Source organism: Dysosmobacter sp. Marseille-Q4140, assembly GCA_018228705.1.
In the GTDB taxonomy this organism is placed as follows: Bacteria; Bacillota; Clostridia; order Oscillospirales; family Oscillospiraceae; genus Oscillibacter.
Window position 1 is genome coordinate 1,857,461 of sequence record CP073694.1, and the last position, 12,846, is coordinate 1,870,306.

The following is a 12,846-nucleotide window of genomic DNA, read 5'->3' on the forward strand; positions in this document are numbered from 1 at the left end:
CCCGCGGACAGAGGTTCTGTCCGCGGGGATTTTTTGTTCTTCAGCGGGGACCCGGCGCCGCCGGAGCCACGTCCTTACTCGTCCAGCTTGAGCACCGCCAAAAACGCCTCCGTCGGGATCTGTACCGATCCCAGAGAGCGCATCTTTTTCTTGCCCTCCTTCTGCTTTTCCAGCAGCTTCTTCTTTCGGGTGATGTCGCCGCCGTAGCACTTGGCCAGCACGTCCTTGCGCATGGCCTTGACGGTCTCCCGGGCGATGACCCGGCCGCCGATGGCCGCCTGGACGGGGATCTCAAAGAGCTGTCTGGGGATGTTCTCCTTGAGCTTTTCGCACAGCCGCCGGGCCCGGGGATAGGCCTTGTCCTTGTGGGCGATGAAGCTCAGGGCGTCCACGCCCTCGCCGTTGAGCTTCATATCCACCTTCACCAGCTCGCTGGGCCGGTAGCCGGAGAGCTCGTAGTCCAGGGAGGCGTAGCCCTTGGTGTTGGCCTTGAGGGTGTCGAAGAAGTCGTAGATGATCTCGTTCAAGGGCATCTGGTAGTGGAGCTCCACCAGGTGGGTGTCCAGGTACTGCATGTCCTTGAACTCGCCCCGCCGGTCCTGGCACATGGGCATGATATTGCCCACGAACTCGTTGGGGGCGATGATGTTGACCTTGACGTAAGGCTCCTCCGCCCGCTCGATGGCGGCGGGGTCCGGGTAGTTGTGGGGGTTGTCCACGGCCACCATGGTGCCGTCGGTCTTGTAGACGTGGTAGATGACGGAGGGAAGGGTGGTCACCAGATCCAGGTCGAACTCCCGCTCCAGCCGCTCCTGAATGACCTCCATGTGGAGCATCCCCAAAAAGCCGCACCGGAAGCCAAAGCCCAACGCCACGGAAGATTCCGGCTCAAAGCTCAATGACGCGTCGTTGAGCTGGAGCTTCTCCAGGGCGTCCCGCAGGTCCGGGTACTTGGACCCGTCCTCGGTGTAGATGCCGCAGTAGACCATGGGCTGCACGGGCCGGTAGCCGGGCAGGGGCTCCGCCGCGGGGCTGGCGGCGTCGGTGACGGTGTCGCCCACCCGGGTGTCCTGCACGTTCTTGATGGAGGCGGTGAAGTAGCCCACCTCGCCGGCCTCCAGGGCGTCACAGGGCTCCATGCCCAGGGGCAGCAGGTGGCCGCACTCGATGACCTGATAGGTGGCGCCGGAGGCCATCATCTTTACGGTCTGGCCCGTGCGGACGCTGCCCTCCATGATGCGCATGTAGACGATAACGCCCCGGTAGCTGTCGTACTGGCTGTCGAAGATCAGGGCCTTCAGGGAGGCGTTCACGTCGCCGGTGGGGGGCGGGACATTTTTCACGATGTCCTCCAGCACGGCGTCGATGTTGATGCCCATTTTGGCAGAGATCTCCGGCGCGTCCATGGCCGGCAGGCCGATGATGTCTTCCACCTCCTGCTTGGCCTTGGCGGGATCCGCGGCGGGCAGGTCGATCTTGTTGAACACCGGCAGGATCTCCAGGTCGTGCTCCATGGCGAGGTACGTGTTGGCCAGGGTCTGGGCCTCCACGCCCTGGGTGGAGTCCACCACCAGCACCGCGCCCTCACATGCAGCCAGGGACCGGGAGACCTCGTAGTTGAAGTCCACGTGGCCCGGGGTGTCGATCAGGTTCAGCTGATAGACCTCCCCGTCCTGGGCGGTGTAGTTGAGCCGGACGGCCCGGGCCTTGATGGTGATGCCCCGCTCCCGCTCCAGGTCCATGTTGTCCAGCAACTGGCTCTCCATCTCCCGCTGGCTGACGGCCTGGCACTTCTCCAGCAGCCGGTCCGCCAGCGTGGACTTGCCGTGGTCGATATGGGCAATAATGGAGAAATTTCGGATGTTGCTTTGCTTGATCATTTCGTAAAACCTCCTTGGGCAAGTCCACGCTGCTCCGCGCGGACGCGCGTCCAAGTGTTTTGGCGCAGCCAAAACCTTGCCGCAGGGCGAATTCATTTCGCCCGAGGATTTTCCATCAAAAGGGCTCCCGCAAAATCCTCCGGATTTTGTGGGAATCGGACTTGCCGTGGTCGATGTGGGCAGAGTAGACACATCCATGCTCCCCCGCCACAGGCGGGGCGGCGCGCCGTGTATTCCGGCGGGGGCCCGGTCAGGCGTCCGACATGTCGATGCCGTGGGCCTCGTTCCAGGCGATCCAGAAATCCTCGTCCCAGAATTTCTCATAGTCATAGTGTACCACAAACTCCCGCCAGCCGGCCAGGGTGGGGGCGATATTTTCCGCCGTCAGGCGTCCCTGGTCCGCCTTGATCCTGTGCAGGATCTCCACGCACACGCCGCCCGAGTGGTGGATGTAGTCGCAGTAGTTGTCCAGGTTCTCCACGATCTCCCGGTCCAGCAGGTAGCCGTAAAGCTTCACGTTGTCATAGGCCGTCAGGACCCGGCAGGCCCGCTCCACGGCGGAGAGGACCGCGTCCACCTCCCCCAGCCGCACCATTTTGTCCCAGTAGAGGATGCTGTACGGCGGCAGGAAGAAGTCGAACTCCGTGTCTGGATGGGCCTCCACCCAGCCTGTCACCACCGCCAGATTGGCGTCCACGTGGTCCAGGTAGGCGTCGGCGGGCAGGACCTCGCCGGTGGGGTCCGGACGGGTGTAGTTGTCCAGGGCGGTCAGGTGGTTCCACCACTCCCGGTCATCCCAGGTGAAGCCCTCGTCCACAGTCTCCCCCTGGCCCCAGCGGTTGGCCATGAGGGTGTAGACGCTGTAATAGAGCGTGTCCTTGTTTACCAGATACTGAATGTCGTCCAGGGCGCTGCGGTTGTAGAGATAGTCCGGCATGGCGTCCGTGACGCCGCTCTCGTCCCGGATCAGGGTGTTCACGTCCAGGCCGAAGATCACCCGCTGCGGCGTCTGGGCCCGGAAGAGGACGTCCATCACCCGGTCAAACTCGCTGTAATAGCCGTCGGGGATGGTGAGGCGCACAGAGGGCGTGCCGAACACCTCCTGGATCTGGCTGGCGCGGTAGTTGGCCGCCATGGAGGTGCCCACCAGCACCGTGTCCGCCTCCACGTTCCGGGCCAGGCCCGCCATCTGGTAGCGCTCGCTGAAAAACACCGGCTGCCAGCGGTCCGGGATGCGGTAATAGAGGCAGGGGTCCACCACATACACCACGGCGGCGCACAGGGCCAGCATCGCCAGGACCCCGGCCAGAAGGCCGCAGACCCAGCGGCGGTATGCTCGTTTCATAGGCCCCTCCTCAGAAGTTAGAATAGATGAAGGTGGTGACGCCGCTGAAGGACAGCACGCACCACAGCGTCAGGAGCCCCAGCCCCAGGCCCAGCCGGACCGTGGGGCGGAAGGTGTCCATCCGCTCCTGGACGTTCCGGGGCCACAGGGCCGCGGCGAGGCCCGCGCCGTACAGCACCAGTAGCCGCAGCGCGTCCTCCCAGGGCGTCAGGGCCGGCACCAGCAGCCGCAGGGCGCCGGTCTCCTTGGAGAACAGCCCCTCCAGCAGCCAGTCCTGGGGCGCCGCCAGTCCGCCGGTGACGGCGGCGCGCAGCAGCTCCCCGGCGGCAGCCAGGTCCGGCGCCCGGAAGAACACCCAGGCCAGGTTGACGAACAAAAACGTCAGCGCCCACCGCAGCGCCCGGGGCAGCCGGTCCCGGCCGCTTCCCCAGGCCCGCTCCGCCACCTGTCCCAGGCCGTGGAGCGCGCCCCAGACCAGGAAGGTCCAGCCGGCCCCGTGCCAGAAGCCGCTGATGAGGAAGATCACCAGGATGTTCCAATAGGTGCGCCCGGCGCCTTTTCGGCTGCCGCCCAGGGGGAAGTAGACGCACTCCCGGAGGAAGGTGGTCAGCGTGATGTGCCAGCGCTTCCAGAACTCCCCCACGGACAAGCTCCGGTAGGGGGAGTTGAAGTTCAGCGGCAGCCGCAGCCCCAGAAGCCGGGCGGCGCCGGAGGCGATGTCGCAGTAGCCGGAGAAGTCGAAATACAGCTGGAGGGTATAGCCCAGGATCACCAGCCAGGCCGACGGGGCGCTGAGGTCCCCCAGCCGGGCCCAGCCGTTGTCCACCACGGCGCCGAAGCCGTCCGCCAGCAGCACCTTCTTGATCGTGCCGCAGCAGATGGCGTAGACCCCCGCGGCGGCATCGGACCAGTCGGGCCGCAGGAAGCGCTCGCTTTTGAGCTGGGGGAAGAAGGCCCCGGGCCGCAGGATGGGGCCGGAGGTGACGGTGGGGAAGAAAAAAGCATAGAGGGCCAGGGGAACGTCGGGTTCCAGGGCCGTCTGGCCGGTGTAGAGCTCCTTCAAAAGCCACAGCTGCTGGAAGGTGAAAAAGCTCAGTCCCAGAGGCACCCACCCAACGGAGAAGGCCCCGCCGGTGAGGAAGCCGGTGTACTTGAACACCAGCAGCACCCCCACGTGCCACACGCAGGCGAGAACCAGCGTCCGGCGGCGGTTCGGGGCCTCCGGCCCCAGCCGCAGCGCCGCCGCCCGGGTCACCGCCACGCTGGCGGCCAGGACGATCAGGCCCTTCCAGCCGCCGCCGATCAGGTAGAACACCAGGCAGGCCAATTCCAGGGCCATGAGGGCGGAGGGGGCGCTCTTTTTCCGCAGCGTCAGGCAGACCCCCAGCGTCACCGCCAGGAAGGCGAAAAAGGACAGAGACTGAAAGCTCATGCCTCTTTCTCCGTCAGGCCGCTGAGGCGGGCGTCGGTGGTACTGAGGACCTGGGTGAGGCTCTGACACCGGCCGGGGTAGGCGGCAGAGAGGGCCTGGGCGCCCAGGTCCGGGAACTCCGCCTTCCGGGCGTTCAGGGCCCGGAGGGAACGGGTGTAGCGCAGCTCAGAGAGCTTGCGGTCGGCGTCGGCGGCACCCAGGGTGCAGGCGGCGGGGTCCAGGGAGAAGTACGCCTCGTTGGCCCCGGCGGAGCGGTACAGGTGCCGGTAGAGCTGATAGACGCCGGCGCTCAGATACGCCGCGGCGGCGTTGATGGCAGCCTTGTCCCCCAGCTTGCCCAGCAGGCCGAACAGCACGTCGGTGGCGCCGGAGAGGAGCTTGCTCTGGAGGGTGGCCAGGACGCTGCCCTGGAGCACGCTGCCGGGCTCGGCGGCCTCCAGCACCTCCTGCTCGGTCAGCATGTTGCCCTCCCGGGACAGCGTGCGGCCCAGGATAAAGTCGGCGGAGACGTGGTAGTAGTCGCAGGCCCGGACCACGAAAGAAAGGCCCGGTTCCCGGATGCCGTTTTCATAGTGGCTCAGCAGCGCCTGGGAGATGCCCAGATCCGCGGCGGCAGTCCGCTGGGACACGCCCCGCTCCTGCCGCAGCAGCGACAGCGTGCGGGAAAATTCAGTGGTGGAAGCCATGGTATCTCTCTCCTTTAGGGGGTTCTTTTCCGTTTTCACACAGGGCGCCCGGCGGGGCGCCTCAAATACGCAGGGTATAGTTTAGCAAAAACGATACGGAAAGTAAAGAAAAATCTTGCCGGATCCCCGGTCCTGCCGGCGAAAAACCACAGGGCCGCGAAAAGCGGCCCTGCGGCTCATCTGCGTTTGCGGTGGCGGCGCTCATGGGAGAGGCGGCGGCTCCGCTTTCTGGATCGGAACTTCCGGACATACCGGGCGCAGACCCAGAAGAACACCAGACCCGGCACCGCGAAAAAGAGCATGGGCCACTCGCCGGTCCCGGTGAATCCGGCGGCCGCGAACACCAGGCACACGGTGCCTCCCGTCCCGTAGTAGATGGCCAGCCGCCGCTCATTTCCATAGAGCATCCCCGGCGGCGGTGTGCCGCCGTACTCCCAGGGCGTATACTGCTTTTCCTGCCACTGCCGCTGGAGATCGATATAGTCCCGCTTCCGGCCCACGGTCCCGCCTCCCCTCCGGCTCTCAGAACAGTCCCACCTGGTTGGGCAGCACGTCCCCGCCGATGCTGCGCAGCTGCTGGGCGTTCTCCTCCCACAGCCGGTCCGTCACCGCCATCTTGCGGATGATGTCCTTGACGGTGGTGTCCAGCACGGTGCCCTCGGAGTAGTCCGCCGGGAAGATGAAGTCCACCCGGCCCTTGGCCAGCAGGTCCTCCACGCCGGGGCGGTTGCTCTCCTGGTACACGGCGATGGCCTGGCCGCCGTAGGCCCGCATCATCTTCATGCAGGGCACGTCGGAAAGGCCGTCGCCCACATAGATCATATTGTGGAAGGGCACCCGCTTGCTGTCGTCGGGCATGGAGTCGTTGAGCGTTTTGTCGTCGGACACGTCCAGCACGCCCTTGTTGATCCGGTAGACAAACTGGGTCTTGGCGGTGAAGTTCACCGCCAGCTTGGGCCACACCGGGTCGCCCTGTTCATCGTAGTAGAATTCGCTGGCGTAGATCTCCTTGAAGGCGCCGGAGATGGAGCTGCCCTCGATGATCTCCCGCAATCCCGAGGAGATCACATAGTGCTCCACCCGGACCCCCTGCTCCGCGCCGAAGGCGTTGATCCGGCCGAACCAGTCCTCCACCCCGGGAAAGAGCACGATGCCCCGGCCCTTTTCCACCAGGTCCGCCCGGGTCAGAGGAATCTTGCGCCGCTCCGCCTCCCGCAGCATGGTGTACATATAGGCCAGGATGCCGTCCATCCGGTTGCGGCGGCCGAACTCATTGGCCTCCTTCCAGAACTCCGCCGGGGTCATGCCCAGGGAGGGGATGAAGGCATAGTTCTGCATGTCGGTGGTGCAGAGGGTCTTGTCGAAGTCGTATAAAAAGGCCACGATGGGCTGCTGGGCCATAGCCGCTCCTCCCTTGTTCCCATGGAATAAAAAAGGCGGCTCTGAGAGCCGCCTTTTCGTCAATCGATGCCCGTGTAGTTCCGGCCGAATTTCAGATCGTCCAGATTGATGCGGCGGGTGGGCTCGTCCACCGGCGCCGGGTCCGGCGCGGCGGTGGCAAAGGGATCACCCTCCGGATAGGGGTCGGCCGGGGCGGCGGACTCCTCCGGAGCAGGCTCCGCCGGCGTCTCCTTCTCCGCGGCAAAGGCGGCCAGCACCTTCTCCTCGATCTCGCTGACGGCACTCTCCTCCGGCGCCGGAGCGGCAGCGGGGGCATCCACCGGCAGCTGAGGCAGTTGCTCCAGATACCGCAGCTCCTGGCTGCACACCTCCCGGACGGAGGCGATGAACCGGGCCAGCTCCTGCTGTCCCTGGCGCAGGCGCGCCTGGGCCTCCTCGGTCTCCTGGCGCAGGCGGCCGATCTTGGCCTGGGCGTCCGCCTCCGCCTGGGAGAGCATCTGGTCCCGCTTCTGCTCCGCCTCGTGGACGATGGAGTCCGCCATCTTCTGGGCGGTGAGCAGCGTGGCCCGCATGGAGTCCTCGGTGGCGCGGTAATCCTCCACCTTCTCCACCAGCACCTTCAGCTTGGCCTTCAATGCCGCGTTCTCTTTATAAAGGTTGGTATAGTCATCGGTGAGCTCGTCCAGAAACTCGTCCACCATGGCCATATTGTAGCCGCCCATGACCGCCTTGGTGAAGGCGTGGGTGGAAACTTCCTGCGGTGTCAGCATAGCGCCCGTTACCCCCTCGTCCGCTTAAAAGTACAGTCCGTTGTTCTCCAGCTCGTCGATCAGGTCGCCCTCGATGTCCACGTGGTAGGGCGTGATGATGTACGTGTTGGCGGCCACCTTCTTGATCTTGCCCTCGCCGGCATAGGCCACGCCGGAGAGGAAGTCGATCAGGCGGCGGGCGATGTCCTTGTTGGTGGACTCCAGGTTCAGCACCACGGTCCGCTTGTCCTTGAGGTGATCGGCGATCTCGGAGGCGTTTTCAAAACGCTCCGGCTTCACCAGCACCACCTTCAGCTGGGTGGTGGCGTGGATGTTGACCACCTTGTTGCGCCGGTCGTCCACCTTGCTGCGGCGGTCCTCAAAGCCGCTGGGGCGGACGGGCTCTTCAAAGTCGTCGTATTCCTCGTCCTCATCCTCGTAGGGGTGGGTCCACTTTTTCAGTTCGTCGATGATGCTCATGACATAGCCTCCCGTCGGAGCAGCGCTCCGTATTTCACTTGCTGTAATCCCGGGCACCGAAGATGGCGGTGCCCACCCGGACCATGGTGGCGCCGGCGCGGATGGCGTCCGCGTAGTCGCCGCTCATGCCCATGGAGAGATACTTTAGCCCATTATGGAACATTTTTATGTTTATGTCAACATAAAGTGCCTGAACTTCCTGAAAATACCGGATATTCTCCTCTCGTTGGGCGTCCGCCGGGGGAATGGTCATCAGTCCCAGCACCCGCACGTGCTCCATGGACAGGGCAGCCTGGGCCGCGGCGGGCAGGTCCTCCTTCAAAAAGCCGCTCTTGGCCTCCTCCCGGCCGATGTTGACCTCCAGCAGAATGTCCTGCACCAGGCCCCGGGCAGCGGCGGTCTTTTCGATCTCCTCCAGCAGCGGCAGCGAGCCAACGGACTGGATGAGATCCACATGGCCCACCACCTTATTGACCTTGTTGCGCTGAAGGTGGCCGATAAAGTGCAGCGGCGCGCCCTCATAGGCGTTTTCCGAGAGCTTCTGGACCATCTCCTGGACCCGGTTCTCCCCCAGGGCGTCGATGCCGGCGGCGATGGCCGCCCGGCAGGCGCCGGCATCGTTCATCTTGCTGGCGCCCACCAGCACGATCTCGCCGGGGTCCCGGCCCGTCTCCCGGGCGGCCCGGGCGATCTCCTCCCGGACACGGGCGATATTTTCCGCAATGGACATGCTTTCCAACTTCTTTCTTGTTTGATCTTTCGTGCCGGTCCTCAGCCCAGCACCTTTCCGTCGTACAGGTCCCGTCCTGCGATGATGACCTGATCTCCCGCGCGCAGGCGGGCCACCTCCTGAGAGCCGGTCAGGTCCCCGGCGGCGGTGTCGTAGGCGGAGCGAACCAGGGCGAAGCCGTCTCCGCTGTATACCACCTCCACCGGCTTGAACCGGGCCTCCATGCCCACCAGGCAGTACACGCCGGCCTGCTCCGTGGTGACGGCCTGTCCGTTTTCATCCAGGGTGGTCTTTTCCGCCCGCAGGGCCTCCCGGGGCACCCGGATGCCGCTGACGCTGCCCAGGATCACCTCCGCGCTCTGCTGGCGCAGCAGCGTCAGCTCCGGCAGATAGCTGGTGCCACGCAGCACGATCACCACCCGGCCGCTCTCCGCGGCGCTGACGTGGTATACGCTCACCGGCAGATCCTGCTCCACGCTCTTGGAAAACCGCAGATGCAGGGACTTTCCCTCTGATAGGGTCTGGGCGTCCGCCTCGGAGACGACGGCGGCATAGTACCATGCGTCTCCCAGGATCAGCTTGCCCACCTCTGAGCGCACGCTCTCGTCCGCCTGCAGAGCGGTCAGAGACGAGGGCGTCAGACTTTCCAGCATGTCCGGCGTCAGGACCCGCTCATAACCGTCCACCGCGGCGGAGTACAGCCCCGCCTCCGGGGCGGTGATCCGCCGGGTGGAGGAGGCAGCCTGTGCCCGCAGGGCGCTGATCTGGCCGGAGAGCTCCGTGATCTGGCCGGAGAGGTCCTCAGTCTCGCTGTATGTATAGTCCCGCTTGAGCACCAGAGACCGCAGGTCCTGGCCGTAGGTCTCCGCCTTGTCCAGCCGGTCTGCCGCCAAGGCGCCCCGCAGGTCCAGGATCCCCTGAAGGATCTGGGTGTCCAGCTTCAATGACACCTCCGCTCCCTGGGCCGCCTGCTGGGCGAACTGCAGCTGCTCCAGACGAGCCTCCAGACTGGCCAGCTCCGTCTGCCGGTCCAGGCTGGCCTGATCGCTGTACACCAGCGCCACCGTACCTCCGGCGCTGACCCGCTCTCCCTCGGTCCGCTGCAGCCGCAGCAGCCCGCCGCTGTCCTCCAGCACCAGCTCCTGCCGCACCACGTATCCTGACAAAGACACGCTGCGGTCCACGGAATAGGCGTAGGCCGCGGTGGTGGCCAGCGGGTCCGTGAAATAGCGGAAGGCCTGTATGCCGAAATAGGCCAGCACCCCCAGGGTGACCAGCGCCAGCAGAAATTTGGTTCCCAGTGCCCGATCCTTCATGGTCCTCTCTTTCTTCCTTTCCGGCAGCCGGTTCATCCTTCCCGGCAGCCTTCGCCAGCTCTGCCGGCCGCGGCGGGCCGCTCACGCTTCCGCGGCGGCCTCCTCCCCTGTCAGGTCCACCGGCCGCACCGGCACGATGGTGGAGATGGCGTGCTTGTAGATGATCTGCTGCCGGCCGTCGCTGTCCAGCACCACCACAAAGGCGTCGAAGCCCGTGATAACGCCCCGCATCTGAAACCCGTTCATCAAAAACAACGTCAGCGGCAGTTTGTCCCGTCTCGCCCGCAGGAGAAACAGGTCCTGTAAGTTGGCTTTTGTCTGCATATTTCGTCCGCTCCTTTTTCTTTGTTGAGTCGGACGATTTCCATTTTCTCCCGTCCGCCCACGGCTAGCATACGCCAGCGGCGGCCAGGATTTCTGTCGAAACCTGCAGGGCGCGGGCAAAATCCCGCTCCTTTCCCCATGTGATCCAGTGGATGTCCGGGTTGCGCCGCAGCCATGTCAGCTGCCGCTTGGCGTACTGCCGGGAGCGGAGCTTCACCTCTTCCAGCGCCGCCTCCAGGCCCTGTCCGTCCTCCCCCACGTCCAGCAGTTCCTTATAGCCGATGGCCTGGAGCGCCGTGGACTCCCGGGGGACGCCGCTGCGCACCAGGGCCCGGACCTCCTCCAGAAGGCCCGCCGCCGTCATGGCGTCCACCCGGCGGTCGATGAGGGCCCGCATGTCCGCCCGGTCGGCAAACTGCAATCCGATCCACACGGCGTCGTACCGGGGCGGCAGGGCCGCGGTCCGGGCGTTGTGGGCGGAGATGGTCTCCCCGGTCTCGGCGTAGACCTCCAGCGCCCGGAGGATGCGTTTTTCATCCGCCGGGTGCAGTCTCGCCGCGGCCTCCGGATCCACCTGCCGCAGCTCCTCCAGCAGCGGGGCGATGCCCTCCCGCTCCAGACGCGCCTGGAGCTGCCGCCGCACCTGGCCGCCGGCGGCGCCGGGGGCGAAATCCCGCCCCCGGACCACCGCGTCCAGCCACAGTCCCGTGCCGCCCACCAGAATGGGCAGCTTCCCCCGGGAGAGGATGTCATCCACCACTGCAATGGCCTCCCGGGCATACCGGGCGGCGGACCACTGCTCCGCCGGGTCCGCCACGGCGATCATATGGTGGGGCACGCCGTCCATCTCCGCCGCCGTGGGGGCGGCGGTGCCGACGGTCATCCCCCGGTAGATCTGCATGGAGTCGGCGGAGACCACCTCGCCGCTGAACTTCTTTGCCAGCAAGACGCCCAGGGTGGTTTTCCCGCAGGCCGTGGGTCCCACCACGCAGACGATCTTCGCCGCCATGGTCTCCCTCCTTCCCCTTGACGGAAATGAATGAACTCAGAAATCCCGGGCCAGTGCGCGGGCCTTGTCACAGGCCACGCCCATAATCTCCTCGGTGCGCTCCGGCTCAAAGTCCAGGCCGTAGGCGTCCACATGGTAGAACTCCTTGATGCCGAAGCGCTGGGTCAGCTGGCGCCAGTAGTCCACACCCAGGTTCTCCTCGGTCTCCGGGCCGCCGCTGACGCTGAGATAGGCCAGCTTTTCGGCCATGCAGTCGCCCACGCAGACCTGGTTTTCATAGTGGTAGGTCAGCTCCCGGACGCAGATGTACTCGATGTACACCCGCAGCATGGCCGGGAAGGTCAGATCCCGCAGGGGCGCGCCGATGACGATGCGGTCCGCCCGCTTGAACTGCCGGGCCAGCTTGAAAATGGGGGAATCGAAGGCCTTGACGTTGCGCAGGCTGTTGCGGTCATCGGTGGTGAACTGGTCAAAGGGCTTCAGGGCCATCCGCTGGAGGTTCACCGTCTCGATGTCCTCAGCCGGATGGGTACGCTTGTACTCCTCCAGAAACGCCTGGCACAGGGCGTGGCTGCGGGAGCGGTCTCCCCGGTAGCTGATGCAGCAATCCACGAATAACAACATTGCGTTCTCCTCCTTTTTCATGTCGGTCTCCTATCCTGATCCCGGCTTACCCGGGGGCGCCTCACACTTCCTCTGCCAGGCGGCGGGCCGTCTCCGCGGCGGCGGCCACCAGCTCCGGCGCCTTTGCCGGGTCCAGATCCACTCCCCCGGCAAACACATAGTCGAATTGCGGGATGCCGAACATGGCGGCCAGCTGCCGCCAGTACAGCACGCCCAGGCTGTCCTCCCGCTCCACGTCGCCGCCGGAGGTGAGGTAGACCAGCCGCTGCGCCCGGCAGTCGCCGTGGCAGCCGTCCGCCTCGTAATGATATGTCAGGCCGTTGGCGCTGATGTACTCGATGTAGGTCCGCAGCGCCGCCGGAAAGCTCAGATCCCAGAAGGGGGCTGCCACCACCACGGCGTCCGCCGCGCGGAACTGCCGGGCCAGGGCGAACACCGGCGCGTCCCAGGCGCCCACGGCGGCCAGGGCGTCCCGCTCGTCCAGCATGGCGGGATCGAAGGGCCGCAGGGCCAGCAGCGCCTGGGGCGTCACAGTCTCGGTCTGCGCCTCCGGATGGGTCCGGCGGAAGGCCTCCGCATAGGCCGACAGCAGCTGTTTCGTGCGGGAATCCCCGCGCCGCTGGCTGATGCAGCCATCCACGATCAGCAGTCTCATCTCAATCACTCCTCGTCATATACCGCCGTCACCACGGGGTTCCCCTGCCGGTCCAGCAGGGGCGTCAGGCCCCCGGCGTAGCCGCTGGCGTGGAACACGTAGTTGACGCCGGTCTCCCGGTCCACCCAGATCTCCGTGATGTTCAACGTACCCTGGTTGTAGATCTTCACAAAGCGGTCCTTGGCCATACCGCATCTCTCCTCTCACAAAAGCGA

At 65.4% G+C, this 12,846-nt stretch carries 15 protein-coding genes; all 15 read right to left on the minus strand.

Annotation, left to right across the window (positions count from 1 at the left end; all coding sequences use genetic code 11):
* Positions 1-74: 74 nt before the first annotated feature.
* On the minus strand, positions 75-1,880 hold the full coding sequence (lepA, locus tag KFE19_09330; protein QUO36636.1) for a translation elongation factor 4: 1,806 nt from the start codon (positions 1,878-1,880) through the stop codon (positions 75-77).
* Positions 1,881-2,130: 250 nt separating this feature from the next.
* Positions 2,131-3,225 carry a hypothetical protein gene (locus KFE19_09335; protein ID QUO36637.1) on the minus strand — a complete coding sequence of 365 codons (1,095 nt, stop codon included), beginning with the start codon at positions 3,223-3,225 and terminating at the stop codon, positions 2,131-2,133.
* A 10-nt stretch (positions 3,226-3,235) separates the two neighbouring features.
* Complete coding sequence (locus tag KFE19_09340) at positions 3,236-4,657, minus strand: MBOAT family protein (GenBank protein QUO36638.1); 1,422 nt, start codon at positions 4,655-4,657, stop codon at positions 3,236-3,238.
* Entirely contained in the window at positions 4,654-5,343 is a 690-nt protein-coding gene (locus tag KFE19_09345) for a helix-turn-helix transcriptional regulator (GenBank protein QUO36639.1), read from the minus strand. Before KFE19_09345 ends, KFE19_09340 begins: the two co-directional genes overlap by 4 nt.
* A 176-nt stretch (positions 5,344-5,519) precedes the next feature.
* Complete coding sequence (locus KFE19_09350) at positions 5,520-5,843, minus strand: hypothetical protein (GenBank protein ID QUO36640.1); 324 nt, start codon at positions 5,841-5,843, stop codon at positions 5,520-5,522.
* Positions 5,844-5,865: 22 nt separating this feature from the next.
* Complete coding sequence (locus KFE19_09355) at positions 5,866-6,744, minus strand: haloacid dehalogenase-like hydrolase (protein QUO36641.1); 879 nt, start codon at positions 6,742-6,744, stop codon at positions 5,866-5,868.
* A gap of 59 nt (positions 6,745-6,803) precedes the next feature.
* Positions 6,804-7,514: a DivIVA domain-containing protein gene (locus KFE19_09360; protein QUO36642.1), complete on the minus strand. Its 711-nt coding sequence runs from the start codon at positions 7,512-7,514 to the stop codon at positions 6,804-6,806.
* Positions 7,515-7,538: 24 nt separating this feature from the next.
* Positions 7,539-7,973, minus strand: a complete 435-nt coding sequence (locus KFE19_09365) for a cell division protein SepF (protein QUO36643.1) — start codon at positions 7,971-7,973, stop codon at positions 7,539-7,541.
* Between the two features lie 34 nt (positions 7,974-8,007).
* Positions 8,008-8,703 carry a YggS family pyridoxal phosphate-dependent enzyme gene (locus tag KFE19_09370; GenBank protein ID QUO36644.1) on the minus strand — a complete coding sequence of 232 codons (696 nt, stop codon included), beginning with the start codon at positions 8,701-8,703 and terminating at the stop codon, positions 8,008-8,010.
* Positions 8,704-8,744: 41 nt separating this feature from the next.
* Positions 8,745-10,019, minus strand: a complete 1,275-nt coding sequence (locus KFE19_09375; GenBank protein QUO36645.1) for a hypothetical protein — start codon at positions 10,017-10,019, stop codon at positions 8,745-8,747.
* 81 nt (positions 10,020-10,100) lie between these two features.
* The gene (hfq, locus tag KFE19_09380; protein ID QUO36646.1) at positions 10,101-10,343 is read right to left on the minus strand and encodes an RNA chaperone Hfq; all 243 of its coding nucleotides are present in this window, start codon (positions 10,341-10,343) and stop codon (positions 10,101-10,103) included.
* Positions 10,344-10,407: 64 nt separating this feature from the next.
* Positions 10,408-11,352: a tRNA (adenosine(37)-N6)-dimethylallyltransferase MiaA gene (gene miaA, locus KFE19_09385; protein ID QUO36647.1), complete on the minus strand. Its 945-nt coding sequence runs from the start codon at positions 11,350-11,352 to the stop codon at positions 10,408-10,410.
* Positions 11,353-11,388: 36 nt separating this feature from the next.
* Positions 11,389-11,976, minus strand: coding sequence for an NAD(P)H-dependent oxidoreductase (locus KFE19_09390; protein QUO36648.1), 588 nt, complete (start codon positions 11,974-11,976; stop codon positions 11,389-11,391).
* A 61-nt stretch (positions 11,977-12,037) separates the two neighbouring features.
* Positions 12,038-12,631 carry an NAD(P)H-dependent oxidoreductase gene (locus KFE19_09395; GenBank protein ID QUO36649.1) on the minus strand — a complete coding sequence of 198 codons (594 nt, stop codon included), beginning with the start codon at positions 12,629-12,631 and terminating at the stop codon, positions 12,038-12,040.
* 5 nt (positions 12,632-12,636) lie between these two features.
* Positions 12,637-12,819, minus strand: coding sequence for a xylan 1,4-beta-xylosidase (locus KFE19_09400; protein ID QUO36650.1), 183 nt, complete (start codon positions 12,817-12,819; stop codon positions 12,637-12,639).
* Between the last annotated feature and the right edge of the window lie 27 nt (positions 12,820-12,846).

What these genes read in the sequence shown, in the direction of transcription:
- lepA (QUO36636.1), bottom strand. Translation starts at nt 1,880, where the DNA reads ATGATCAAGCAAAGCAACATCCGAAATTTCTCCATTATTGCCCATATC.
- KFE19_09335 (QUO36637.1), bottom strand. Translation starts at nt 3,225, where the DNA reads ATGAAACGAGCATACCGCCGCTGGGTCTGCGGCCTTCTGGCCGGGGTC.
- KFE19_09340 (QUO36638.1), bottom strand. Translation starts at nt 4,657, where the DNA reads ATGAGCTTTCAGTCTCTGTCCTTTTTCGCCTTCCTGGCGGTGACGCTG.
- KFE19_09345 (QUO36639.1), bottom strand. Translation starts at nt 5,343, where the DNA reads ATGGCTTCCACCACTGAATTTTCCCGCACGCTGTCGCTGCTGCGGCAG.
- KFE19_09355 (QUO36641.1), bottom strand. Translation starts at nt 6,744, where the DNA reads ATGGCCCAGCAGCCCATCGTGGCCTTTTTATACGACTTCGACAAGACC.
- KFE19_09360 (QUO36642.1), bottom strand. Translation starts at nt 7,514, where the DNA reads ATGCTGACACCGCAGGAAGTTTCCACCCACGCCTTCACCAAGGCGGTC.
- KFE19_09365 (QUO36643.1), bottom strand. Translation starts at nt 7,973, where the DNA reads ATGAGCATCATCGACGAACTGAAAAAGTGGACCCACCCCTACGAGGAT.
- KFE19_09370 (QUO36644.1), bottom strand. Translation starts at nt 8,703, where the DNA reads ATGTCCATTGCGGAAAATATCGCCCGTGTCCGGGAGGAGATCGCCCGG.
- KFE19_09375 (QUO36645.1), bottom strand. Translation starts at nt 10,019, where the DNA reads ATGAAGGATCGGGCACTGGGAACCAAATTTCTGCTGGCGCTGGTCACC.
- hfq (QUO36646.1), bottom strand. Translation starts at nt 10,343, where the DNA reads ATGCAGACAAAAGCCAACTTACAGGACCTGTTTCTCCTGCGGGCGAGA.
- miaA (QUO36647.1), bottom strand. Translation starts at nt 11,352, where the DNA reads ATGGCGGCGAAGATCGTCTGCGTGGTGGGACCCACGGCCTGCGGGAAA.
- KFE19_09390 (QUO36648.1), bottom strand. Translation starts at nt 11,976, where the DNA reads ATGTTGTTATTCGTGGATTGCTGCATCAGCTACCGGGGAGACCGCTCC.
- KFE19_09395 (QUO36649.1), bottom strand. Translation starts at nt 12,631, where the DNA reads ATGAGACTGCTGATCGTGGATGGCTGCATCAGCCAGCGGCGCGGGGAT.
- KFE19_09400 (QUO36650.1), bottom strand. Translation starts at nt 12,819, where the DNA reads ATGGCCAAGGACCGCTTTGTGAAGATCTACAACCAGGGTACGTTGAAC.